Raw genomic sequence first — 22,160 nt, 5'->3', positions numbered from 1 at the left:
GTGACTGGCAGTCCGGCCAGCGGTACAGCAGCGGGGTACCGCAACCACAGCAACCGACCCCGTCCTGTAGCGCCTCCCCGGGACCGCTAACCGACCGGAATGACTGTCGCTGACCGATTTATCTAGAGCTACAGGTCAGAAGGTAGTCGTGCCCCTCCCGTGCCCGATCACCCGGGGAACCACGGGGAATGGCACTCACTGGCGGGGAGCGGACAACAGAACGGCCCTTGACCGAAAATGCCTGGTCAGGGGCCGTTTCTCCTGGCGGTGGGTGTGGGATTTGAACTCACGGTGACTCGCGCCACGACGGTTTTCAAGACCGTTCAGGGCTTGTGCGGGGTCGGCGCTGACAGGTCCCCCTCTTAGCCATCAACTAGGCCTGGAGGTCGGTTGGGCCACGGATTGGATACCGGACCACCCCTAGACAGAACCAGGGATGCAGCTGCACTTCAGAGCTGGATACCTCGCCGCCGACCGCGCGAAACCGACCCTAAAGGTTGCCCTGTAGCTGTGCCGAGTAGGTCGAGAGGCAGTCCAGGGAACTCACTTCACTACGACGTTGTCGCCGGCCGAAGTCGACGGCCCGGTAGTGGTGTTGCCGTAGTACACCCAGCGCCATGTGCCCGTGCTGGATGCCTTCACGGTCGTCTTGAGGTTGCCCGAGCCGTTCGCGTACACCTTCTTCACCGTGGTGTAGGAGGTGGTTCCGGTGGGCTTGAACTGCAGGGTCACCAGGCGGCCTTCGTAGGAGGCGTACTTCCTGGTCTCCCAGTTGGCCCGCGTGACCTTGCCGGTCACGGTGATGGTCTTGCCCTTGGCCACCGGTTCGGGCGAGGCGTTCACGGTCAGGCGGGAGTTGCGCTTGACGTAGGCCGTGAGGCCCTCGTCATCGGTGTCACCGCCGCCGCCCTGGAAGTAGACCTCGGCCGCGACCTTCCACGCTCCGGCCTCGCTGTTGCGCATCTCCCACTCGCTCGGGTCGAAGTACATCGTCTCGTTGAAGTCACAGACGCCCGAGCTCACCTTGATGCAGTCGCTCGTCTCGATCGCGTGCCACAGCCGCTCACTCGTCTTGCCGCGGTACAGGAACACCGCCGGCCACTTCCACTGGTGTGTGGTCGCCATCCGGAAGGATGTGGGCACCGCGACCTCGTTCGACACCCCAATCACGATCGCCTTGCCGCCGTTCACCTGGACACGGGTGAACGAGACCCCGCCCTCGGCCGCCCCGGCCGGTCCCGCGGCCATGGCCGTGAACACCGCCGCCGCGCCACCGGCCGCGACAGCTCTCCAGATCTTCTTCCCCACCTGATCCCCGATCTCCGTACGGAAGAGCACCGGAGGATCATCCTCCGGCGCCCTTCAGACAGTTGGGATCCGCACGGGGTTGTACACCCTTGGATCACGATCGGGCATCAGGCGATCTTCGCCTCGCACGAGGCGGTCGACACCGGTCGAAGATCATTTACGAGAACCTTTCGGGCCTCACACGGACAGTAGTAGCGGTGAGCGTCTAACTGCGTGACAACCGCGACGCACAACCACGAACAACCGTGGACGTCAGCGGACCATCAGCGCCGGTGACAGGCACAGCAACCCAAGGGCGGCGAGCATCCCCAGTTGCTTCGGGACAAAGCGGTCACTCCGTTAGTGTGCGCTGCATGACCGACGACGCCCCGGCCTGCCCCAACTGCAGCAAGCCCATGCATTCCGGTGGCCTCCTTCTCTCGAAGCGAGAGGACGACGGCCGGCGGGTCTGCCGGACGCTCTGGCGGTGTGCCAGTCGCCATGTCTGGTGGCGCTGGGTCGACCGGCCGGATGAGCCTCTGGAGGTCTGCCCTGCACCGGAACTATTCCGCTGACATCCAACGCTGACATCAACGGCCCCGAACAACTGCGACCTGCAACAGCCCTGAGCGGCACCGGCGCACGAGGCAGGCCCCACCCTGTTCGAGAGGAGATCGAACTCCTAAAGCGGGTGTCGCAGGGTCGAATCCTGCCGAAGTGCAAGGGAAAGGGCGCTTACTGAAATGAGTAGGTGCCTTATGACGTCCAGGGCGGGCCTCAACAGTGGCGGGCCAGGGATGACCGGGCGTCACAGGGGCTAAGCGCGCCGACCTGTGGGTCGAAGCAGACCAGCCCCATGGAGTGCGCCAGGGAGGCAGCGAAGGCGGAAGCCTCCTCGGCCATGCTGTAGCGCATAGGAAAGTAGATCAGTGGGCCTCTGGCCTCGCCGATCAGCGGGCCGGTCGACCAGGGCGAAGTGTCATGGTCGTCGTCGGTCAGGTCACACCATCGCTCAAGGAGAGCGGTGACGTACGCCGCAATGCGCTCAGTCGGCGGGTGGTTGGCATCCGTGTCGATGTACTGCTCGCAGAGGTCACGGAAAACCCGGAGAGCGGTTTCGTCGTCCGCGGGTCTCTCTCCGTCCCAGACAGCCAAGTCGTAGCTCATGGCCGGGAGGCTCTCACTCGGCACTGACAAGCTGCCGAGACGGGCCTGCTCCCTTCCTGGTCCCTGGGCCGTCTGTGGGCCGTGCGAAGGGGCTCAATGGCGACCGACGTCGACAACCAGTGACAGGTCAGCAACCGAGACGAACCAAGAACGGCCAGGTCATGGACCCCTGACCATTCTGGTTTCCCCCTTGGGGTGGCGGTCAGGCAAGATGGGGTGTTTCTCTCCACGGGGATCAGTCCTCACCCACCTGCAACAACACCACGGTGAAGTTGCCGCCGGTCCCCGCAACGACCCCATCGAAGGTATGCCGAGTGACCGGCTCCCATACCCGTGCCCCCGGCGAAAGGTCGCTGATGTTTGTGTACCAGACAGACTGGTAGCCCAGCAGGCGTACCACACGTTCCGCCGCTCGATGGGCGTGGGTACGGTCGCGGCGTCGTGTAGTCGGGAACACGAGGTCATCGGTCGCCAGGTAGGTCAAGAGTTCTACGGCGCGTTGAGCGTCAATCGGCGAGAGCACAGCCTCGACCTCAGAGGGCGTGTCCGGGCCCACCGCCCCCTCTACGGCATAGTCCTTCCATACCTGTTCCGCCTTGGTGGCCACTTGGTGGACAACTTTCGGAACAGATCCGTTGGCGTTGTCGACCGCGAGGCCGAAGAGCCCTTCTTCCCGCGACAAAGAGCCGATTAGGGCGTGCAGTTCCGAATCTATTTCCACTAACCTGCGCGTTTCACTTGGGCTTTGGTCCGGATCATGAGCGGCAACGCGAAAGTGCCTTCTGAGCTGGGACGATGAACCTTGTCGAGGGGTTCTGTCGGTCCTAGCGGAAGGCACTTTCTGCGTGCAGGGTATCGGTTCTCGTCCCAGGCTTCATGTCTCCGCTGACGGTTCGGGGGTGGTGGGTCACGCCGGGGCACGGCTGCTGGCTGATCTGGCCGATGCCACCGGACTGACCAGCGCGTACTCCACCGCATTGGGACCACTTCGGCCACGCGGCACCGGCCACGACCCGGGCCGGATCGCGACCGATCTCGCGGTGATGCTCGCCGATGGCGGGGAGGCCATCACGGATCTGGCCGTGTTGCGGGACCAAGGCGAGGTGTTCGGCCCTATCGCCTCGACACCGACGGCCTGGCGGCTGCTGGCCGCCGTCGACGAACATGTGCTGGACCGCCTGCGGTTGGCCCGAGCTCAGGCCCGGGAAGTGGCCTGGCTGCAGGCATCCGAGACCCGCTGCGGCATACCGGCGGTGAAGGCCGGCGAACGGGAGGTGCCCGGCCTGGTCCTGGACATCGACGCCACGCTGGTGACCTGCCACTCCGAGAAGGAGGCGACCGCACCCACCTATAGAGGCGGTTTCGGCTTCCACCCTCTGGTGTGTTTCCTGGCCAATACCGGCGAGGGCATGTCCGGGCGCCTTCGGCCCGGGAACGCGGGAGCCAATACCGCCGCGGATCACATCACGGTGCTGGACGACGCGCTCGCGCGGATCCCCGACGCACACCGGCACGGCACCGACATCCTCGTCCGCACCGACAGCGCCGGATCCGCGAAAGCCTTCCTCGCCCACGTCCGAGACCTGCGGATGCGCGGAATCCGGACCTTCTTCTCCGTTGGATACGCGGTCACTGAGCTGATCCGCCGCGCGATCCGGGCCCTGCCCGAGCAGGTCTGGCATCCCGCCCTGGACCAGGACGGCACGCTCCGCGAGTTCGCCGAGGTCGCCGAACTGACCGGCATGACCGACCTTGCCGGCTATCCGGCCGGCACCCGGATCATAGTGCGCCGTGAACGCCCGCACCCCGGCGCCCAGCTCTCCCTGTTCGACACCGTCGAGGGCCTGCGACACCAGGTGTTCCTCACCGACACCCCCTACTCCGGCCAGCCCGCTGTGCAACGTCTGCCTGGCGAAGGTCGAGGCCGGGCGCGTCAAGCCCGTCGGCTGAGCGCGCAGCGCCTGCCCGACGTCGGGGCAGGCCTTGCTTCAGTCGGTATCCGGTTGCCGGTCCCACAAGTGCACTGTCGCCCCGGTGCGTAGCGGGGCGACCTTGTGGCTTTATCCACGACTCTCGACAGCAGATGTTCAGCTCGATGGGAGTCGCTCGTTTTGGGCCGGGGCGATGCTCACGAGATCGGGTTCTGGCACAACTTCCGTGAAGTCGAACCGATCCTCGGTGTCCGAGGCTGGCGGCCCTGGCGAACCGGTAGGTCAGCGGCTCGTCCAGAGGCTGGCACGAGCCCGGTCGGCATGGTTTTCACGGAAGTTGAGCCAGAACCCGAGATCGGACAGCACCCGGCAGCCGCTCCGAGTTGATCGTTCTTATTTTTCTGGCCCGCTGATGGATAGCAGCCGGCGTCTCATCGCGTCGTGATGGCTGCCAGAAGGGGAGGGCCGATGGAGGCCTCAAGTCACGACGAGTTCCGGGAGTTCGTAGCGATGCGCTCCACCGCGCTGCTGCGGCTCGCGGTGCTGCTCACCGGAGGGGACCGGCATGCCGCGGAGGATCTGCTGCAGATCGCGCTGATGAAGGCCTACGGGCGCTGGGCGCATATCGAGCAGCCCGAGGCGTATGTCCGCCAGGTCCTGTACCGCCAGCAGGTCAACCGCTGGCGGCTGCGCAGACATCGCGCGGAGACGACAGTGCCCGTACTGCCCGAGGGTACGGACGCCGACGCCGGGTCGGACCCCGAGCTGCGGATCGCCCTGTGGGCGGCGCTCGGTCGTCTGACGATGCGGCAGCGCGCCGTGGTCGTGCTGCGCTACTTCGAGGATCTGCCGGAGGCCGAGGTGGCGGCGCTGCTGGGGTGCCCGGTCGGCACGGTGCGCAGTACGGCGTACCGGTCGCTCGCCAAGCTCCGGTCGCTCGTACCGGAGCTCGGGCCCGAAGGGCCCACGGAACAGGAGAAGCCGCTCGGCTATCAGGCGAAGGGGATCCAGGGATGACGACGGAGCGGGTGGAGGAGAAGGTCCGGGAGACGCTGCACGCGGTCGCCCTGGATGGGGTGCGGGCGCCCGTGGACCTGGCCGAGAAGGTGGTGCGGCGACGCGGCCGGCGCCGTTTCTCGCAGGCCGCGGGGGCGGCGGTGGCCGTCGCCGCGATCACCGTGGGGGCGGTGTTCGGCATTGGGGGCGGCGGTGCGGCCGAGCGGGACCGGCCTGTCAGGACGGCGGCGTCGCCGGAGGGCTGGAAGCCGTGGAAGAGCGATGCCCCGGGGGCCGGCGAGCGGGGCTGCCTGGTGAACGGTTCCGCGCTGTACTGCAGCGGGTCCAAGTACGACGTCGCGAAGTTCGACGCCAACACTGGCGAACGACTGTGGACCGTCAGGGTCAATCGCGAAGGCGACGGGATCGACCACCCGTTCGCCGTGCGCGACGGCGTGGTCTATGCGTACCGCAACCACACCGCGAAGAAGCTGCCGAACGGGGACTACATGGGCGGTACCGATCTGATGGCGGTGGACGCCGGCACCGGGGACGTGCTGTGGGCGGTCGAGATGCCGCAGGACGACCGCAGCGGCCAGGCCGCCATGCTCATCGACGGCGCGGTCCTTGCGAACACCCCGTCGCTCCGCACGATGTCGGCCCTCGATCCGCTGACCGGCAAGGAGAAGTGGCGCCACACCTGGGACAAGGGCATCGTGTGCCAACGAGCGGTGCTGAGCGGTGTGCCCTATCTCCTGTGCACGCGGGACACCGAGGAACCGCACGACACCGACGTCTTCCGTCTCGACCCCGCCACCGGAACCGCCAAGAAGGTCACGACCGTCCCCGGCAGGCAGCAGCTCACCGGGACCTCGGGGGACCGGATGGTCCTGGCCGAAATGAAGGATGCGGTCGGCACGGACAGGCAGTTGACCATCGTCAGCAGCTCCGGGCAGCAGACCTCACACCCCTATCGGATCAAGGGGGCGCCGGCCAATTCGGATGTCGTCGGTGATCTTTTGATCTCCGTATCCTGGCAGGGCAAGGCCTCCGCCTATTCGCTGACCACGGGAAAGACCCTGTGGACGGGCCCGGTCGGCGTCAAGATGCCCGACAAGAACATGATGTCGGGCATCGCGTCTCCCGTGGTGTCGGTGGGGCAGGGGGTCGTGTACTTCCTCAGCCCGACCGGAGATCTTTCCGGCCTCGATCTGCGCACGGGTGAGCGGGTCTGGCGCGGTCACGTCGACATCAGCAGGCCGGGGCCGGGGCCGGGCATCAGGAACCCGCCCCAACTCCTGCTCTACGAGGACGTGCTGATCGCCCGGAACGGCGGCAGCAAGTTTGTCTCCCTGCTGCCGAGGATCGGCGACTGATCCGAAGGGCCATCGGCCGGGTGGTCCCGCTCGGCACTCCCGCCCGGCCGATGGCCCACCGGGCCCTAGCCTCGCTCTTCACTTGGGGTGAGGGCAGTCACGGTGCCGTGAACGCGAAAGTGCCTTCTGGGCAAAGACGATGAGACTTGTCGAGGGTCTCGGTCGTCGCTACTGGAAGGCACTTTCTGCGTGCAGGCTATCCGTTCACGTTCTCGGGTTCATGTCTCTACCGACGGTTCGGGGGTGGTGGGGCATGCCGGGGCCCGGCTGCTGGCGGATCTCGCCGACGCGACCGGGCTGACGTCCGCGTACGCGGAGGTGCTCCAGCCGCTGCGGCCACGCGGGACCGGTCACGATCCGGGCCGGATCGCCGTGGACCTCGCGGTGATGATCGCCGACGGCGGAGAGACGATCACCGATCTCGCGGTGCTGCGGGACCAGGGCGAGGTGTTCGGGCCGGTGGCATCCACGGCCACCGCCTGGCGGATGCTCGCCGGCATCGACGATGAGGTGCTCTCCCGGCTGCGGTCAGCTCGCGCCCGGGCCCGCGAGATCGCCTGGCTGCAGGCCGCAGAGAAGAGCGAGGGCATACTCGCGGTGAGGGCCGGCGGACGCGAACTGTCGGGCCTGGTCCTGGACCTCGACGCCACTTTGGTGACCTGCCACTCCGAAATGCAGGACGCGGCACCGACCTACAAGGGCGGCTTCGGCTATCACCCGCTGCTGTGCTTCCTGGCCAACACCGGCGAAGCCCTGGCCGGACGGCTGAGGCCCGGCAACGCCGGAGCGAACACCGCCAGCGATCACATCACCGTGCTCGACGACGCGCTCGCCCAACGCCCCGACGCCCACCGTCACGGCACCGGCGTCCTTGTCCGCACCGACAGCGCCGGATGCTCGAAAGTGTTCCTCGCCCACGTCCGAAGCCTGCGCCAGCGCGGGATCCGGACGTTCTTCTCGGCCGGCCATGCGGTCACCGAACCCATCCGCAGGGCCGTCCGCGCCATCCCCGACCGGCTGTGGCATCCGGCCCTCGACCAGGACGGCAGCCTGCGTGAGGGCGCCGAGGTGGCCGAGCTGACCGGCATGCTCAACCTGACCGGCTATCCGGCCGGCACCCGGATCATAGTGCGCCGTGAACGCCCGCACCCCGGCGCCCAGCTCTCCCTGTTCGACACCGTCGAGGGCCTGCGCCACCAGGTGTTCCTCACCGACACCCCCGTCAGCGAGGGCAGTGCCCAGTCCCTGGAAGTCCGCCACCGCGGGCACGCGACCGTCGAGGACCGCATCCGCTGCGGCAAGGACACCGGCTTCGGACGCTTCCCCTCCCGCCAGTTCGCCATCAACACCGCCTGGCTCGAGCTCGCTTTGACCGCAGGCGACCTGATCGCCTGGACACAGCTCCTGCTGCTGGACGGCGACCTGGCCGCCGCCGAGCCGAAGCGACTGCGCTACCGGCTCCTGCATGTCGCTGCCCGCCTCACCCGCGGCGGCCGCCGTCTCCACCTGTGGATCTCCGCCACCTGGCCCTGGAAACACGAACTCGCCGCCGCCTTCCGCCGCCTCCAAGCCCTGCCTCGACCGGCCGGCTGAGCATCGCGTCCCTGACCGCCCACGACCTGAAGGACCTCGGAGACCCGGCCACCGCGTCGGGACCCAGCCATGCCCACGGCACGAAACCGCTCTATCCACCGCCCAGTTGACGATCAACACCATCGCCAGGCTCTCCAAGTGAAAGAGCGAGGCTAAGCCATCGTTCCACCCGGCCCAGGCCGACCATGCCGCGGCTGTGCCGCATCGTGCAGGCATACGGTGAGTGTCTAACTGCGTGACAACGCCGACGCACAACGGCGGACAAGTACGGACACCTGCGGACCATCAGCACAGGCGAGCGCAGCACAACGGCCCAAGGCGGAGCCCTCACCCAAGTTGCTTCGGGACGAAGAGGTCCGAGCACCACTTTCGCGCCAGAACGAGCGGGGGACAGCCTGGAAGTACGGTGCCGTCGGCGGCACGCTTATGGCCGGGTACTTCGTTTGGCTGCTCGCCGAGAGCTGCCTTCTTCGGATGTCCTCGACGGCTACGAACTGACCGCGTCGGCCTTCTCGCGCTTGTTGCTGTCCTGCTCGGTTTGGGGCAGCGCGGGAGCCGGGGCCTTTTCAGTCGCGGTCTGCACGGCAACTGACGTGTAGAAGACCGAGCCGCCCTGCTTCGATCGATGAGTCTGGCTCTTGGCGACAAGATTCTCGAGCGTGGTGCGCACGACGGTCGACTTGATGTTGCGCTGGGGGTGGGCCTTAGCGAGCGCCGAGGTGACCTCTGCCGCGGAACGGGGTGCTTTCTGCTGGTCGAGGTGGGTGCGGATGAGCGCGATCAGCGTGGGCTGCGCCGATGCCGTAGCTGCCTTCGGCTCTGCGCCCTGGGTCTTGTCCTTCTTGGCCTGCACAGTGGTCTTTTTTGCGCTGGGGGTCTTGGCTGCGGTCTTGGACGGGGTACGCCGGGTGGTGGTGTTCTTGCCGGATGCCTGCTGGGGGAGGGGCGTCGAAGGCTCCGGGGTTGTCGGCGCAGATGCCGGTCGGCTGCCGAGCGTCTTCTGGATGCTGTGCAGCACGCTCTGGTCGTCTTGCAGGATGCGCAACTGCGCCTGCAGGGCGGAGAGCTCCGCGCCGATGCGTTCCTGCTCTTTGGTATTGAGCTCGAGGTCCTGTGCGACCTGAGTGGCGTACTGAGATGTCACGCTGGTGATGGTGACGGGGTTGTCAGTCATGGTGTTGGCCTTTCTTCAATTCGGGAGTAATGGCGCATCACCGTGAGTGCTACTGAGGTAGGGGAGCCGCCTGTTCATGTATTGCGGCGGCGAACGGTGGTGTGGCGGTGTAGCGATAGTACGCATGGGTGATGGCTCATGTTCCCATCGAGTGATGGTTGCACCCTGCATTGAGGGTTGAACCTTTGTGCGGGGCAGCTGTTTGGGGGCTGGGGTGCATGCGGGTGGCCCCGGCAGGTTGGTGGTTGTTGGCAGGCGCCAGCAGACGACGCTGAGGGCAGCGCGGTCATGCCGGGCCGCATCCGGACCGGCCTCCAGCGCCACCAGGAGGGCAACATGACGCCCGAGATCGAGGAAGGCGCGGCGTCACCGGCCGCTACTTCGAGGACTGCAACGAGGACTGCAACGAGGACTGCACGCGGGAGCTCGCTGCGCTCCTCCCTGCCTCCTATGCTCTTCCAGCTCCTGGACGAGTTCGCCGCCGAACAGGAAGTCTCGAAGAGGGCTGCCAGGGACCAGGTAGGTGCAGTTCCTCTGCGGGGAATCTCGTGATCAAGCGGTGAGGTCGTAGTCCTGCTGCTCCACTGGGTAGAGGCGCTGGTGCTCGCGGTGTGCGTGGAATCGCCAGTACGCGTCAAGATCTCCGTTGTCGATCAGGGTGCGGAGTCGGAGAACGGCTTCGGCGCCGGTGAGTCCCCAGCGGGCGCCGGTCATGTCGGCGGTCTTCCAGGTCGTCCACCCGCTCCCGGGCCGCCGTCTCCCGGGCCTCCAGCTCCTCGAGCAGTGAGCCCATTGGTGTCGCCTCCTCCACCGTCACGGTAGAGGCGAGAGCTCAGCCCATCCACCCACGCCTCATCGACGTGAAGAACAGTCCTTGCTGGAAACCTCACGATGCGGATAGGAACCGTCCGGGATGGTGCCGTTCAACCAGTCGGTGAGCCACTCGGCCAGCGACTGCCCCAGCGGGGCCAGCGCATGCTCCGTGCAGCAGAAGTTGGGGTCCCAGTCCCACATCTGACCGTCCGCCGTCCTGAAGTCGATCAGCGCCCACATCGCACAGCCCCGGTCCATGAGCGCAACGATCCCTGGCGGGAGACCTTTCTCCGGGTCGGCGAAGTCGCGGTACGCCTCCGTGATGTCGGCGCAGTCGCTGAACCAGTCGCCGGTATCCGTCAAAGACACCACGTCCCAAGGCCCAAAGCCACCGTTGGCCACTTCGCGATACAACCTTCGCAGTAGTTGGGGCATCGGGTGCCCCACCATCTGCTCCACCGCCCGTACATCGTCCGCCAAGGCCGGCTCCGGCAGCTCCCGGCTGGCTATCTGCTCCCGCACGGCCACGATGAGTTCGTCATCAGTCACAGACAGATCTTCGACCACGCCGGACTGCTTGTCGATGGGCGAAGTTCCTGCTCAGCGCCTTCCTCCAGAAGGAACTGCACCGGGACCAGGTTGACTGAGACGAAGCCGCCAGCCCTGTCTCAGTGCACATGAGCCATTGCTGGCCACAGAGTTGACCTCACTGCGACGAGACACTTCTCCTTGAGACTGATCGTCCCGATACCCGATCACGGGACACCCTCGGTAGTTCGGAGAAGGCACATCCCGCGCATTTTGAGCGGTACTGGCGCAGAGCACTTGTTCTGCGGCTGTCGTATTCCTGGGGTGGCCGCAACGAGCTGCGAAGGTTCGTCAGCACGATCGGCTGCCGAGAGAGTCCTGCGGCATCAGGGATGCGGCCTGCTGGGTGACGAGGGCAGATTGGGGCCGTGGGGCTTTGAGAACATAGATTGACGGCATGGTGCAGGGGGCGGACTCCGCGGCGCAGACCATGCCGCAGGAGCAGCAGGCAAGGGGGCGGCATGCCGCCCGGCAGAAAAAGGACAAGGGCGGGCTGACTCGTTCGTCCTTGCTGATGGCTGTTGGCACGGTGGTGTCCCGGGCGACGGGACTGATCCGCCAGGTGCTGCAGGCCGCAGCGCTTGGCACGGGCTTGCTGGCCAGTACGTACAACACAGCGAACACCGTGCCAACGAGCTTGTACACGCTGCTGATCGGTGGCGCCCTCAACGCCGTGCTGGTGCCGCAGCTGGTGCGGGCCAGGACGACGCAGCCTGATGGCGGACGTGCCTACGAGCAGCGTCTGGTCACGCTCGTGGTCTGTGTACTGGGTGTGGGGACGGCGCTGGCGGTGTGGGCGGCGCCGCAGATCGTGGGCCTGTACATGCGGGACACCCCGGACAGCCATGAGGCGTTTCAGCTGACGGTGACGTTCGCGCGGTTCCTGTTGCCGCAGATCTTCTTCTACGGGCTGTTCAGCATCTACGGGCAGGTGTTGAACGCGCGTGAGAAGTTCGGCGCGATGATGTGGACCCCGGTGCTGAACAATGTTGTGCTGGTCGGCATGTTCGCCGCCTACCTGGGGCTGATGGCGGTGCCCGATCAGGTGGAGGACATAACCGCCGACCAGGTGTGGTTGCTGGGGATCGGGACGACGGTGGGTATCGCCGTGCAGGCCCTGGCGCTGATCCCGTTCGCGCGGGCGGCCGGTTTCCGTTTCCGCCCGCGGTTCGACTGGCGGGGCACCGGTTTGGGCAAGAGCGTCCACGCGGCGAAGTGGACACTGCTGTTCGTCCTGGCCAACCAGGTCGCCCTGACAGTGGTCACGAACTACGCCAATGCCGCAGACCAGGAGCTGCCGCAGGCCGGCGCCGGCTACTCGGCCTACACCTACGCGCAGACCATCTGGATGCTGCCGCAGTCGATCGTGACGGTGTCCCTGGTGACGGCGCTGCTGCCGCGAATGAGCCGAGCCGTCGCTGAGGGGCGCATCCCGGATCTACGCGCGGACCTGTCCCGGGTGCTGCGGATCAGTGGCGTGGTCATCGTGCCCGCCGCGTTCCTCTTCCTCGCTCTGGGGCCGCAGATCTCCTCGCTGCTGTTCGCCCATGGGGCGGCGGACGCCGCCTCGGCACGCCCGCTGGGGTACATGCTGCAGGCGTTCGGACTCGGGCTCATCCCGTTCTCCACCCAGTACCTGCTGTTGCGTGGCTTCTACGCCCTCGAGGACACCCGCACTCCGTTCTTCATGGCGGCCTGGATCGCGGGCGTGAACATCGCCCTGGCCACCGCCTGTCATTTGCTCCTGCCCGCCCGCTGGGCGGTCGTCGGCATGGCCGGCGCCTACACCCTCTCCTACGTGGCCGGTCTCGCCCTCACCGCGCATTTGCTGCGCAGGCGGCTTGGGGGTCGCATGGACGTCGGCGGCCTGCGTCGCACCTACGTGAAACTGTTCTGCGCCGCGGGCCCGGCTGCTGGGCTGGGCTGGGTCGTAGCGCGTGCGTGCGCGGACCTGGGACGTGGAACGTGGGCTACGGCCGTCGCACTGGCTGCCGGGGCGCTCGCAACAGCCTTGGGCTACTTGCTTCTTGCCCGGCTGATGAAAGTCAACGAGTTGCGTCGCCCGCCCGGAATGCGTTGAGTTCAGCGGTCTCGGCGGGTGGCGCACAGCTTGCAGCGCAGGATCGCTACCGGGCCTTCGTTGCCGCCCGGACTCAGGCCCATGCCCCGCAGCTCTCGCCGCGTGGCCAGCCCTTCTGGTACGGCGCCACGATAGTGCTGTGCGGCAGGCTGAATTCGGCTGTATCGAAGGGGGAGTGGCGGCGCCAAGTGGGGGTTGACGGGAAGGCCGAGCACGTAGCTGATTCCGCCGGGCGGGAGTATGACGGGCGGAGGATGGCCGGCAGTATTGGCCTGGCGCATGCGGCTCACCGGGTCGTAGACGATGCAGAGGCAGGTGGCGTGGAAGCCGTCCCCCAGCCCGCTGACGATTTCGTTGAGGTGGAAGAAGAGCTCATCCAAGGGCTGCTCGAGATCGAGGAGCGTACGGCCCGCTGTGCGCAGCCGACCCATCGTGACGGCCTCTGACAGACCGTTTCCCATCACGTCCCCGATCACCAGAGCGACCTGCTCGGCCGACAGCGGGATGACGTCGTCCCAGTCGCCGCCGACAGCCGTGCCTTCACCGGCGGGCTGATAGCGGGCGGCGGTGGTCACAGCGGGCAGGAGCTCCGCCCCTAGCTGTCCCCGCGGCTACCGAGCATTAGGTCGCCCGGATTGCATCGGGTGGCGGCCGTGGGCGGCCCAGACCGCTTCGATGGGTCGGCTCTGCGTTAACGGCAGAATGGGCGATCCCAGCCAGTGATCGAAAGACACACACCGTGCAGCGATGGGCGCAACGCTGCACAGTCCGGGAAGTCGCAGGGCGGGAGGACCTCCAGCGCATCCGGTCTCTGCGGGCAAATAGAGGGCGAAGTCCACGACGAAGAGGCCGCCAACGATGTACGCGATGAGTCGGAGCGAGCATGACCGCTGCCACGCCCGCCGCAGATCAAAGGGAAGGTCGCCTCACCACGGAATGGCACCACCCTCGCGCTGGTTATCGGGTCGGCAGCCAGGTGTCGACGACGGTTGCCAGTCCGTCCTGTCCGGTGAAGATATGCCCGTTCATGCCGATCGCCTGCGCCGCGCGGACGTTCTCCTCCCGGTCGTCGACGAAAAGGAAGTCGGCGGGAGCGGCCCGCAGGGCGACGACGCAGTGCTGGAAGGCCGCCGGGTCGGGCTTGGCCGCTTTGATCTTTCCGGAGAAGGCGATGTGGTCGAGGTGGTGCAGCCAGGGCTGTGCGGCGAGGAAGGCATCCGCGTGGTCGGCGGGGATGTTGGACAGCAGGGCGACCTCGGCACGGTGCCGCAGGGACTGCACGTAGGTGACCATGAGGGCGTCGACGCGGGACCAGCTGTCGATGTCGGTGAGCCGCAACTCCTCGATCGTTTCGGCGTCGACGGACCGGGACAGCCCCCGCAGTACGTCCGTCCAGTACGCCGAGGCGGACTGCTGTGCGGCGTCGTAGGGCGGGCGGTACGTCCAGTAGGCCGTGGTGAAGGCGTCAACGGATACGTGGCAGCGCGCGGCCATCTTTTCCAGTGCGCCCGGACGTTGGTGGCGGGCGATGACTCCGAAGAGGTCGAAGAGCACGATGCGGCGGTCGGTGGTCATAGTGATGGTCTCCTCCGGATCCCGCGTTTCTGGTTCAAGGGCGGGGCGGCAGGGCGCGGGCGAGCGAGTCGAGGGCGGCCAGGGCGTCGGGGCCGGCGGGGGCAAGGACGACGCTGGTCGCACCGGCCGCGTGGCGGGCCTCGATCGCTTCGCGAGCCTGGTCTGAGGTGCCGGCAATGCTCAGTTCGCGGACCCAGGCGGCGGGCATGGTCCGGGCGAAATGCCGGGCGTTCGGGGAGGCGACGCGATGGGCGCGCAGCGCGGCGGCGAAGGGCAAGGGGTCGATGTGCGCGGCCCAGTCCTTCTCGCCGACCGAGTCCAGGGCGGTGCGCACGCGCGCGAGGGCGGCTTCTTCGTCCTCGTCGACGGCTGCGGCGTCGTAGGTGACGATCTCCGGCTGGCTCGATGCGGTGACGGGGCTCAGGTGCTCGAGGGAGGCGGCGATGTAGGCGGGAGCGGCGGGCTCGGCCAGTAGCAGCCCGTCGGCCACTTCGCCCGCAGCGGCCTGCGACTTGGGGCCGCGAACGCCCAGGACGACCGGCGGCACGGCATCGGGGACTTCCGTGAGGACGACGCCATCGCAGCCTACGTAGCGGCCGGCGGCCGGGCCGGGATCACCGCGCAGGAGCAGGCGCAGCGCGGTCGCGTACTCCTTGATCAGAGTCAGTGGACTGGCGGGCCACGATCCGGCCTGGCGCATCCAGTCGGGCATGCCGTGGCCGATGCCGGCGAGGAGGCGGCCGGGGTGGAGCTGAGCGAGGGTGGCCAGTTCCATCGCGGCGAAGCACACGTTGCGGGCGCCCGCGGGCAGGATACCGATCCCCACGGTGATGCCGGTGGTGCTCGCCAGGACGGAGGCGGCCTGGGCGACGCCGCCGCGCCAGCCGAGGTCCTCCACCACCCAGATCTGATCGAACCCCAGCTCTTCGGCCCGCCGCGCGTAGGGCAGCACGTCACGAGCGGGAAGGTCGCGGGGCAGCATGACACCGACACGGCCCTGGGCGGGGGCGGCATGCACCTGGGTCATCTCGGAGATCTCGGACATCGAAGGCTCCTTGCGGGTCGGGGGTGAGGGGAGCCTGCGCGGCGCGGGGTCAGGGGCCGTGCCGCACAGGCGGTCAGTGGCTGCTCGACGTCAACTCGCGTGTGCGGCCGGATCCGGTGCGCAGAACTCCGGCGGCTACCGCGGCGGTCAGGCAGAGCAGGGTCAGCAGGACGAAGGCGTGGTTCAGGGCGACCAAGTGGGTCAGCCAGCCGATGACGGCGGGGCCGGCGAGCATGCCGACGTAGCCGAGCCCGGCGACGCGCGAGACATTCGCGCCGGCGGCTGCGGGGTCGGCATGCCCGGCAGCGCTGAACAGCTGGGGGACGCAGCCCGACAGGCCGAGTCCGAACAGCGCCCAGCCCAAGAAGGCGGCCCACATCCACGGAGAGAACGCGACGACCGTGATACCGACGGCAGCCGTCGCCGCTCCGTACCGGAGGATCGCCATAGGCCCGAACCGGGCGACGAGCCGGTCGGCCAGCAGCCGCCCGATGGTCATCGTCGCCGCGAAGGTGCCGTAGGCGAAGGCGGCGACGCTCGTGGGGGCACCGAGGACGTCCTTGAGATGCAAGGCGCTCCAGTCGTTGGCGGCTCCCTCACACAACATGATCATCAAAGCCAGGGCGGAGAGGAGCCAGATGCGCCCGCGTGCGCTGCGGCCCTTGGCGGTCGGCGCGGACTCGCCCTCCTCGATCACGTCGGTGCCGGCGGCGGTGGGTGCGGCCGGCAGCAGTGCACGCGCCGATACGAGAGCGATCACGATGCCTATGGCTCCTATGGCGGCCATGCCCGCGGCCGAGCTCAGCCCGGCGCTCGCGGCGCCCGCTCCGACGAGTGCGGCGAGGACACCGCCGACGGAGAACGTGGCGTGGAACCCGGACATGACGGGCCGGCCGTACGACTTCTCCACGTGCACGGCGTGGGCGTTCATGCTGACGTCCAGGCAGCCGTTGCAGAAGCCGAAGATCAGCAAGGCGCCCGCCAGTGTCCACGGATCCCGGGCAAGGCCGGGCAGCACCAGCGCAGCGCCGCACAGGACGCCACCGGCGGGCACCACGACGCGCGCGCCGAGGCGGTCGGTAAGTCGCCCGGCCACCTGCATGCCGATGAAGGCCCCGAGCCCCAGCAGTACCAGCAGGCCGCCGAGCGTGGCGTGGCTGATGCCCACGCGGTCCTCGATGGCGGGAATGTGCACCACCCAGGTGCCCATCAGAGTGCCGCACAGGACGAAATAGACGAAGGTCGCCACTCGGGCGGCTCGCAGCGAATGTTCCATGCCAACCACCGTAACGAACATTATCAATGTTTGAAAAGCTTGCTACTGAACAACTTGAATGTTCGTTTCGAGGTGGTGTTCAATCTCGGCATGAGCAACGCAGACCGGCACGGACTGATCGCCCAGGCCGTGAGGGACAAAGGCAGCGCCACCGTCCAGCAGCTCGCGGAGCTGACCGGGACCTCCGAGATGACCATCCGGCGCGACCTCGACACCCTGGCCGCGCAAGGCGTCCTCGTACGCGTACGAGGCGGGGCGCGCTCCCTGCTGCTACGCGGAGAGGAGCCGCCCTTCGCGCTGCGCGCCCACGAGGCGGTCGACGCCAAGCGCCGTATCGCCGCCGAGACCTCCGCACTCATCGCCGACGGCGAGAGCATCCTGCTCGACAGCGGCACCACATGCCTGGAGGTCGCCCGCCTGCTGCGCGAGCGGCCCGTCACCGTGATGCCGCTGTCGCTGCAGGCGATCCACGCGCTCAGCGACCCGCCGGGAACGGCCGCGCTGATGGTCCCCGGCGGGCGCCCCCGTAGCGCGGAAGGGGCTCTGACCGGCCCCCTCGCTCTCGCCTCCCTGGCAGCCTTGCGCTTCGACACCGCGATCATCGGCTGCTGCGGCCTGAGCGCGGCCGAGGGCCTGACCGCCTACGACCTCGACGACGCGGCTGTGAAGAAGGCCGCGATCGCTTCCTCGCGCCGCACCGTCGTCGCGGCCGACGGCAGCAAGCTCGGCCACACCGCCTACGCCCACGTCGGCCCCGCCACCCTCCTACACACCCTCGTCACCGACACCACTGCACCCGCCAACGAGGTGACTGCACTAGAAAGCGCCGGCACCATCGTTAAAACCGCCTGAACACCCCGCTGCTCGGACGCACCGCGCCGGCACGTAACCGGCTGCGTGCCGGTGAGGACCGGGTCCATGACTGACTTGAGGAACTCATTCGAAGCGGCACCGGCTGTGAGGCGTCCAGCCCCGACGCGCTCCGGCCGTAGCTGGTCTATAGTTACCCTATGGCAACGACGACGATTCAGGTGCCGCGCGAAGTCCGTGATCATCTGGCCGAGCTCGCCCAGGAGCGGGGCCTGAGCCTGGGGCAGCTGGTAGAGGCGCTCGCAGCCGAGCAGCCAACCGCGGCGCAGCGCGCCGAGAGGCTGGCCGCGGACCGCGAGGTCGTACGGCGCCAGATCGGGATCGACCTGACTGACGAGGAGTTCGACCAGGCCCCCGATGTCCTCGGCAACATCTACAAGATTGCCGCCGAGAAGGCCCGCGCCACCCGCGACACCGCCGCGTGATCATCCTCGACACCGGCGCGGTCAAGGCCCTCGCAACCGGGCACAAGGCGCTGAACCTGCTCGCCGGCAACATGGCCACCACGCCAGGCGACCAGCTCCGCATCCCCGCCCTGAGCCTGATGCAGGCCGAAGCCGACGAGGAACACCTGCCCCACCGCGTACTGGCGTTCTCCTCCGTCGTCGTCGACCCGCTCGACACCATGGCCGCCGCCACCGTCGGAACGATGATCCGCGACGGATACGGCGGCCCCGACACCTGCCACGCCCTGTACTGCGCACTGCCCCGCGCGGAGTTCACCGGCATGTCGATCCTGCTCACCGAGGACGAGAACCGATATCCGCCCGGCGTCGTCACCGTCGACATCAACTCGCCCGGCATGCTCGGCTTCCACTGACCTTGAAATCCTCGCCCACCTAGAGGAGCGTGATTCCCGCCTGGCTGCCGGATGCCCGGCTCGCCTTCGGGTGGGTTCCTGCTTCTTCGCGCTGTGCCGGGACAAGTCCCCGTCTTACCCGCGCTCGACAGGCTGACACCGCAAGTCCTGCGGCCTTGGCGACGTTGACCGCCGTGTTGATGTCTCGATGCCCATCAAGCGGCGCACCCAGTTCCTGGAGTTCTGCCGCTACCTACGCTCGCTCTACCCGCGAGAGGTGCGGATCGCGATCGTCTGCGACAACTTCTCACCCCACCTGACCACGAAGAAGCGCCAGCGCGTCGGCAGCTGGGCGGCAGCGAACAACGTCGAATTCGCCTACACCCCCACCAACTCCTCGTGGCTGAACCGCATCGAGGCCCAATTCACCGCGCTGCGCTACTTCACTCTCGACGGCACCGACCATGCCGACCACGAAGAGCAGGGCAGCATGATCCGCCGCTACATCATCTGGCGGAACAAGCACACCGCCGATATTCGCTTGCGCACCATCGTCACGCGGATCAACATCGCCTGACACGTCACGAAGGCGGAGACGATGACCACGCAGACCCATCAAGTCGACCACGAACTCATCGAGGCCGCGGCCCACGTCGCACGCACTCGATGCCGGGGCGACAACCACACCATGGCGGCCGCAGCCCGTGCTCAGGACGGCCGGATTGTCACCGCAGTGAACGCCTACCACTTCACCGGCGGTCCCTGCGCAGAGCCGGTTCTCGTCGGCACCGCGGCCGCCCAGGGCATCTACGAACTGGACACGATCGTGTCCGTGGGCGACCGCGACCGAGGGGTCGTGCCCCCATGCGGACGGTGCCGCCAGGTCCTTCTCGACTACTTCCCGAACCTGCAAGTCATCGTCGGGGCAGGCGAGCGGCTCCGGACCGTCTCCATCACCGATCTGCTTCCCGAAAGCTACGTCTGGGCCGACCACCAGCTCGACACTGGGGAGACCGAGCCACTCAGCACGAGCTGACACCGTCAGACATAAACGGGGCGAACGTTGCCTGATCCGGCACTAGCCTCCGATCCCGAACGACAGTCCCTTGTGATCACCACTGAGTGAACGACGTATGGCGTTGACCAACCTCACTTGCGCCAAGGCAGGTTCCTGTCGGGCCAGTTCGAACTCCTCTGGACTGAGCGGGTTGCGCAGTGGGGTGCGTTCCCCTCGTTCCACTCGGTCCAAGAAGGAGTTGATGGCACGTCCGAAGTTGTCGATCTCTGTGGCGACTTCCCGAGGGGCGACCAGGCTCACACGCATCAAAGCCGCGCTCCACTCGCCCCAGTCATAGTTCCAGCCCCGGCCATCACCGTGCGCTCGCCTAAGTTCCATTGTGAACTTGGCGTAATGGCTGAACAGTTCCTGATAGGCAGCGAGTTGCTGGTCTCGTATCCATTGCTGGTCCTGGGCGCGGCGGGTAACGGCACCGCCAACCACCACCCCCAGGGTGGCGAGAAGGGCACCAGCGACCGTCGTCACCAAACTCTCCAGCACTACGCCCCCTGCGTCCCGATGTCCTAGCGTTCGGGGAGACGATGCTACTGATCGCAGAACCTCAACGCGGCGCCTCGATCGCATCGACCGAGCTGCCGGACTCCGGCTGTACTGCACCGAGGTACAGCCACCACAACAACCGGCCCTGTCCGCTGGCGTCTACCTTGGCGACGACCAGCAGAGGACATCGGCCGCCTCAGCCACAGGCCGCTGTGTTCCTTGGTGTCAGCCCTGAAGATCGGCTCTAACCAGGTGCTGATTGCCGTACCGGGCAGGGGTCAGAGGTCGCCCCGTTGGAAGGAACGAGCCGCGGCCATAACTTCCTTGAACCTGCCCTCGGCGATGGCCTCGATGGGGGAGTCGTCGTCGAGTTGCGGGTTCATGCCCAGCATCCAGGCCCGGGCGATGTGGCGGTTCTCGCAGTTGGAGATGAAGGTGAAAACTTGGCAGGCGGCACGCATCCGACTCTCGGAGTCGATGCGTGGTGCGTTCTGCTGACGGGCCCATCGTCCGACCTGCTTGGGGTCGTCAACGCCTGCGATGTGGGCGGCGACTCTCTGGCTGAAGGTGTCTTGGAGCAGGCGGGCCATCTCGTCGGGCTTAAGTTCTGTGGTCGCGCGCAATGCGCGTGCCTCTGCCTCGGCGGCGGTCTCTCGCTGAGTCTGCATGGTCTCCTCGATTCCTCGCCTGCCCGTAGGTGTCAGCGAAGGATGCATGGCGCTTAGCGCGCTAAGGCCGGGATGGTGGTGTGGGAAGAGCGAGGGCTGCGGCTGGAAGGAATGCCGCGCGCGCCCGGGGCTGGCTCGCTGGCCAGGGCAGCACACCACGTCGGCTGGGAGGAGACGTTCACGTTCGTGTACGTCAGCAGTGCGGCCAGTTGTGACCGCAGTGGCGGCGCCGGTAACAGTCGGGCTATGCGCGGACTGTTCGTCAACATGGGTTCTCCTCAGGTGAGTTGATTGCAGCCTACCCGCTTAGGGATTCCTTACTCCACGGCTTTGCCAGTTCAAAACACACCTAAATCCCACCGTCTGGCGGCAGTGAACGGCCCTGAGCTGCGAGTTCTCCAGTGCGAGGCAAGTTGCGCAACTGTGACGGCTTTTGAGGCGGGGAACCTGAACGGGCGACAGACTGTACGGCTGGACGATGCAATCGCCTCACCAGACGGTGAGCCCGTACTCGTCGGCCACCTCGCGTAGCGCGACGTCCTCCTGCTTGATGGGCCGGCGCTCCTGTTCCTCGAGTTCGGCATCGCGCAAGATTGCCCAGCAGCGGTGTCCGCCGTAGCTGGACCGGTACGTAATGCCCTGCATCAGCTGGTGCCCTGCCGCGTTGCGCTGGGCCACGGCCCAGGCCGCGATCTGCCGGGTCACCGTCCGGTCCTTGCCCTGGATGTCCTTGTCGGTCAAAAGCCCCTGTACGCCGAATGCCTCGAGCTCGTCCCCGAGTTCCTCGGTGAGTGCGGTGCGCGTCTGGTCGGCCTCGAGGTCGAGGAACTGGGCATGCGCAGAAGCAGTGAGGCGGACCAGGATCCGCAGATCGCGCCAGCTGGAGGGGATGGCCCCTAGGGCCATCTGGTCGTTGTTGGTCGGGGCGTCCTGCATTAGGGCCCGCATGCGGGGTGAGACGCGGTAGAGGGCGAGGGCCTCGGCGTAGCAGCCTTCGGGACTCGAGGCGCAGTAGAGCGTTTCGTAGGCGAACAGGCTGAATCGGCCTGCGGACGAACCGTCGAACGTTTCGGGTTCCACCTGGTTGTACTTGAGGGGGGCGTGTGCCCAGCCCAGGCGCCAGACTCCCTGCGAGGGTGCGCGCATCAGGACGGGTTGAGTAGTCATCGCTGCAGCCCTCCCTGTGGTGCGGCCTGGTGTGCAGGCGCGCAGTGCAGGCGCGTGGGGCAGGGGCGTCCTAACGCAGCGGTCATTGATCCTCTTTTCGTATCTGGCGGGTATGGGGCCCCGAAGGGGGCGATTGGGTGGAGCTTTGGATTCTCTCGTCCTGCGTCTGCTTTGGCATGTGCCACACGCAACTTGTG

At 67.1% G+C, this 22,160-nt stretch carries 21 protein-coding genes and 3 pseudogenes; 11 read left to right on the top strand and 13 right to left on the bottom strand.

What is annotated here, in order from left to right:
- Nucleotides 1-543 precede the first annotated feature (543 nt).
- The 3 genes from OG574_RS51035 to OG574_RS51025 all read right to left on the bottom strand — a co-directional run bounded on the left by OG574_RS51035 (nucleotide 544) and on the right by OG574_RS51025 (nucleotide 3,136).
- The gene (locus OG574_RS51035) at nucleotides 544-1,308 is read right to left on the bottom strand and encodes a hypothetical protein (protein WP_326779474.1); all 765 of its coding nucleotides are present in this window, start codon (nucleotides 1,306-1,308) and stop codon (nucleotides 544-546) included.
- A gap of 756 nt (nucleotides 1,309-2,064) precedes the next feature.
- On the bottom strand, nucleotides 2,065-2,454 hold the full coding sequence (locus OG574_RS51030; protein ID WP_326779184.1) for a hypothetical protein: 390 nt from the start codon (nucleotides 2,452-2,454) through the stop codon (nucleotides 2,065-2,067).
- Between the two features lie 235 nt (nucleotides 2,455-2,689).
- Nucleotides 2,690-3,136, bottom strand: a complete 447-nt coding sequence (locus OG574_RS51025) for a hypothetical protein (protein ID WP_326779183.1) — start codon at nucleotides 3,134-3,136, stop codon at nucleotides 2,690-2,692.
- A gap of 163 nt (nucleotides 3,137-3,299) precedes the next feature.
- On the opposite strand from OG574_RS51025, the pseudogene OG574_RS51020 reads away from it, so the two are divergent.
- The 4 genes and pseudogenes from OG574_RS51020 to OG574_RS51005 all read left to right on the top strand — a co-directional run.
- Nucleotides 3,300-4,403, top strand: a pseudogene (locus tag OG574_RS51020) (IS1380 family transposase); the annotation flags it as partial.
- Nucleotides 4,404-4,853: 450 nt separating this feature from the next.
- Nucleotides 4,854-5,402, top strand: a complete 549-nt coding sequence (locus OG574_RS51015; RefSeq protein WP_326779182.1) for a SigE family RNA polymerase sigma factor — start codon at nucleotides 4,854-4,856, stop codon at nucleotides 5,400-5,402.
- Nucleotides 5,399-6,757: an outer membrane protein assembly factor BamB family protein gene (locus OG574_RS51010; RefSeq protein ID WP_326779181.1), complete on the top strand. Its 1,359-nt coding sequence runs from the start codon at nucleotides 5,399-5,401 to the stop codon at nucleotides 6,755-6,757. Before OG574_RS51015 ends, OG574_RS51010 begins: the two co-directional genes overlap by 4 nt.
- A 189-nt stretch (nucleotides 6,758-6,946) precedes the next feature.
- Nucleotides 6,947-8,350, top strand: a complete 1,404-nt coding sequence (locus OG574_RS51005; RefSeq protein WP_442816967.1) for an IS1380 family transposase — start codon at nucleotides 6,947-6,949, stop codon at nucleotides 8,348-8,350.
- Between the two features lie 487 nt (nucleotides 8,351-8,837).
- Here the strand turns inward: OG574_RS51005 and OG574_RS51000 are convergent, their stop codons facing one another.
- The gene (locus OG574_RS51000) at nucleotides 8,838-9,524 is read right to left on the bottom strand and encodes a hypothetical protein (RefSeq protein ID WP_326779180.1); all 687 of its coding nucleotides are present in this window, start codon (nucleotides 9,522-9,524) and stop codon (nucleotides 8,838-8,840) included.
- A 336-nt stretch (nucleotides 9,525-9,860) separates the two neighbouring features.
- On the opposite strand from OG574_RS51000, the gene OG574_RS50995 reads away from it, so the two are divergent.
- Nucleotides 9,861-10,076, top strand: a complete 216-nt coding sequence (locus tag OG574_RS50995; RefSeq protein WP_326779179.1) for a hypothetical protein — start codon at nucleotides 9,861-9,863, stop codon at nucleotides 10,074-10,076.
- On the opposite strand, the pseudogene OG574_RS50990 reads toward OG574_RS50995, so the two are convergent.
- A pseudogene (locus OG574_RS50990) lies at nucleotides 10,077-10,241 on the bottom strand (ISKra4 family transposase); the annotation flags it as partial. It lies immediately after the preceding gene.
- 135 nt (nucleotides 10,242-10,376) lie between these two features.
- Nucleotides 10,377-10,904 carry an SMI1/KNR4 family protein gene (locus OG574_RS50985; RefSeq protein ID WP_326779178.1) on the bottom strand — a complete coding sequence of 176 codons (528 nt, stop codon included), beginning with the start codon at nucleotides 10,902-10,904 and terminating at the stop codon, nucleotides 10,377-10,379.
- Nucleotides 10,905-11,322: 418 nt separating this feature from the next.
- On the opposite strand from OG574_RS50985, the gene murJ reads away from it, so the two are divergent.
- Nucleotides 11,323-13,005, top strand: a complete 1,683-nt coding sequence (gene murJ, locus OG574_RS50980; RefSeq protein ID WP_326779177.1) for a murein biosynthesis integral membrane protein MurJ — start codon at nucleotides 11,323-11,325, stop codon at nucleotides 13,003-13,005.
- Between the two features lie 2 nt (nucleotides 13,006-13,007).
- Here murJ and OG574_RS50975 read toward each other — a convergent pair whose 3' ends face one another.
- The 4 genes from OG574_RS50975 to OG574_RS50960 form a co-directional block, all read right to left on the bottom strand.
- Complete coding sequence (locus OG574_RS50975; RefSeq protein ID WP_326779176.1) at nucleotides 13,008-13,580, bottom strand: PP2C family protein-serine/threonine phosphatase; 573 nt, start codon at nucleotides 13,578-13,580, stop codon at nucleotides 13,008-13,010.
- 382 nt (nucleotides 13,581-13,962) lie between these two features.
- Nucleotides 13,963-14,580: an HAD-IA family hydrolase gene (locus OG574_RS50970; protein WP_326779175.1), complete on the bottom strand. Its 618-nt coding sequence runs from the start codon at nucleotides 14,578-14,580 to the stop codon at nucleotides 13,963-13,965.
- A gap of 34 nt (nucleotides 14,581-14,614) precedes the next feature.
- The gene (locus OG574_RS50965; protein ID WP_326779174.1) at nucleotides 14,615-15,625 is read right to left on the bottom strand and encodes an LLM class flavin-dependent oxidoreductase; all 1,011 of its coding nucleotides are present in this window, start codon (nucleotides 15,623-15,625) and stop codon (nucleotides 14,615-14,617) included.
- A 73-nt stretch (nucleotides 15,626-15,698) separates the two neighbouring features.
- Complete coding sequence (locus OG574_RS50960; RefSeq protein ID WP_326779173.1) at nucleotides 15,699-16,901, bottom strand: MFS transporter; 1,203 nt, start codon at nucleotides 16,899-16,901, stop codon at nucleotides 15,699-15,701.
- 90 nt (nucleotides 16,902-16,991) lie between these two features.
- On the opposite strand from OG574_RS50960, the gene OG574_RS50955 reads away from it, so the two are divergent.
- The 5 genes and pseudogenes from OG574_RS50955 to OG574_RS50930 all read left to right on the top strand — a co-directional run bounded on the left by OG574_RS50955 (nucleotide 16,992) and on the right by OG574_RS50930 (nucleotide 19,606).
- A complete protein-coding gene (locus tag OG574_RS50955) occupies nucleotides 16,992-17,753 on the top strand; it encodes a DeoR/GlpR family DNA-binding transcription regulator (protein ID WP_326779172.1) in 762 nt (253 codons plus the stop codon).
- A 158-nt stretch (nucleotides 17,754-17,911) separates the two neighbouring features.
- Nucleotides 17,912-18,196 carry a hypothetical protein gene (locus tag OG574_RS50950; RefSeq protein WP_326779171.1) on the top strand — a complete coding sequence of 95 codons (285 nt, stop codon included), beginning with the start codon at nucleotides 17,912-17,914 and terminating at the stop codon, nucleotides 18,194-18,196.
- A complete protein-coding gene (locus OG574_RS50945) occupies nucleotides 18,193-18,591 on the top strand; it encodes a hypothetical protein (protein ID WP_326779170.1) in 399 nt (132 codons plus the stop codon). Before OG574_RS50950 ends, OG574_RS50945 begins: the two co-directional genes overlap by 4 nt.
- Before the next feature lie 196 nt (nucleotides 18,592-18,787).
- Nucleotides 18,788-19,147: pseudogene (locus tag OG574_RS50935) on the top strand (transposase); the annotation flags it as partial.
- A 21-nt stretch (nucleotides 19,148-19,168) separates the two neighbouring features.
- Nucleotides 19,169-19,606, top strand: a complete 438-nt coding sequence (locus OG574_RS50930) for a cytidine deaminase family protein (protein WP_326779169.1) — start codon at nucleotides 19,169-19,171, stop codon at nucleotides 19,604-19,606.
- Nucleotides 19,607-19,648: 42 nt separating this feature from the next.
- Here OG574_RS50930 and OG574_RS50925 read toward each other — a convergent pair whose 3' ends face one another.
- From OG574_RS50925 to OG574_RS50915, 3 genes are all read right to left on the bottom strand, one after another.
- On the bottom strand, nucleotides 19,649-20,113 hold the full coding sequence (locus OG574_RS50925; protein ID WP_326779168.1) for a hypothetical protein: 465 nt from the start codon (nucleotides 20,111-20,113) through the stop codon (nucleotides 19,649-19,651).
- Nucleotides 20,114-20,406: 293 nt separating this feature from the next.
- Entirely contained in the window at nucleotides 20,407-20,796 is a 390-nt protein-coding gene (locus OG574_RS50920; RefSeq protein WP_326779167.1) for an XRE family transcriptional regulator, read from the bottom strand.
- Nucleotides 20,797-21,285: 489 nt separating this feature from the next.
- Entirely contained in the window at nucleotides 21,286-21,963 is a 678-nt protein-coding gene (locus OG574_RS50915) for an RES domain-containing protein (protein ID WP_326779166.1), read from the bottom strand.
- Between the last annotated feature and the right edge of the window lie 197 nt (nucleotides 21,964-22,160).

Source organism: Streptomyces sp. NBC_01445 (assembly GCF_035918235.1).
GTDB lineage: Bacteria > Actinomycetota > Actinomycetes > Streptomycetales > Streptomycetaceae > Streptomyces.
This window is presented reverse-complemented; position numbering and strand designations above follow the sequence as displayed.

What these genes read in the sequence shown, in the direction of transcription:
- OG574_RS51030 (WP_326779184.1), bottom strand. Translation starts at nt 2,454, where the DNA reads ATGAGCTACGACTTGGCTGTCTGGGACGGAGAGAGACCCGCGGACGAC.
- OG574_RS51015 (WP_326779182.1), top strand. Translation starts at nt 4,854, where the DNA reads ATGGAGGCCTCAAGTCACGACGAGTTCCGGGAGTTCGTAGCGATGCGC.
- OG574_RS51010 (WP_326779181.1), top strand. Translation starts at nt 5,399, where the DNA reads ATGACGACGGAGCGGGTGGAGGAGAAGGTCCGGGAGACGCTGCACGCG.
- OG574_RS51000 (WP_326779180.1), bottom strand. Translation starts at nt 9,524, where the DNA reads ATGACTGACAACCCCGTCACCATCACCAGCGTGACATCTCAGTACGCC.
- OG574_RS50995 (WP_326779179.1), top strand. Translation starts at nt 9,861, where the DNA reads ATGACGCCCGAGATCGAGGAAGGCGCGGCGTCACCGGCCGCTACTTCG.
- murJ (WP_326779177.1), top strand. Translation starts at nt 11,323, where the DNA reads ATGGTGCAGGGGGCGGACTCCGCGGCGCAGACCATGCCGCAGGAGCAG.
- OG574_RS50970 (WP_326779175.1), bottom strand. Translation starts at nt 14,580, where the DNA reads ATGACCACCGACCGCCGCATCGTGCTCTTCGACCTCTTCGGAGTCATC.
- OG574_RS50965 (WP_326779174.1), bottom strand. Translation starts at nt 15,625, where the DNA reads ATGTCCGAGATCTCCGAGATGACCCAGGTGCATGCCGCCCCCGCCCAG.
- OG574_RS50960 (WP_326779173.1), bottom strand. Translation starts at nt 16,901, where the DNA reads ATGGAACATTCGCTGCGAGCCGCCCGAGTGGCGACCTTCGTCTATTTC.
- OG574_RS50955 (WP_326779172.1), top strand. Translation starts at nt 16,992, where the DNA reads ATGAGCAACGCAGACCGGCACGGACTGATCGCCCAGGCCGTGAGGGAC.
- OG574_RS50950 (WP_326779171.1), top strand. Translation starts at nt 17,912, where the DNA reads ATGGCAACGACGACGATTCAGGTGCCGCGCGAAGTCCGTGATCATCTG.
- OG574_RS50930 (WP_326779169.1), top strand. Translation starts at nt 19,169, where the DNA reads ATGACCACGCAGACCCATCAAGTCGACCACGAACTCATCGAGGCCGCG.
- OG574_RS50920 (WP_326779167.1), bottom strand. Translation starts at nt 20,796, where the DNA reads ATGCAGACTCAGCGAGAGACCGCCGCCGAGGCAGAGGCACGCGCATTG.
- OG574_RS50915 (WP_326779166.1), bottom strand. Translation starts at nt 21,963, where the DNA reads ATGACTACTCAACCCGTCCTGATGCGCGCACCCTCGCAGGGAGTCTGG.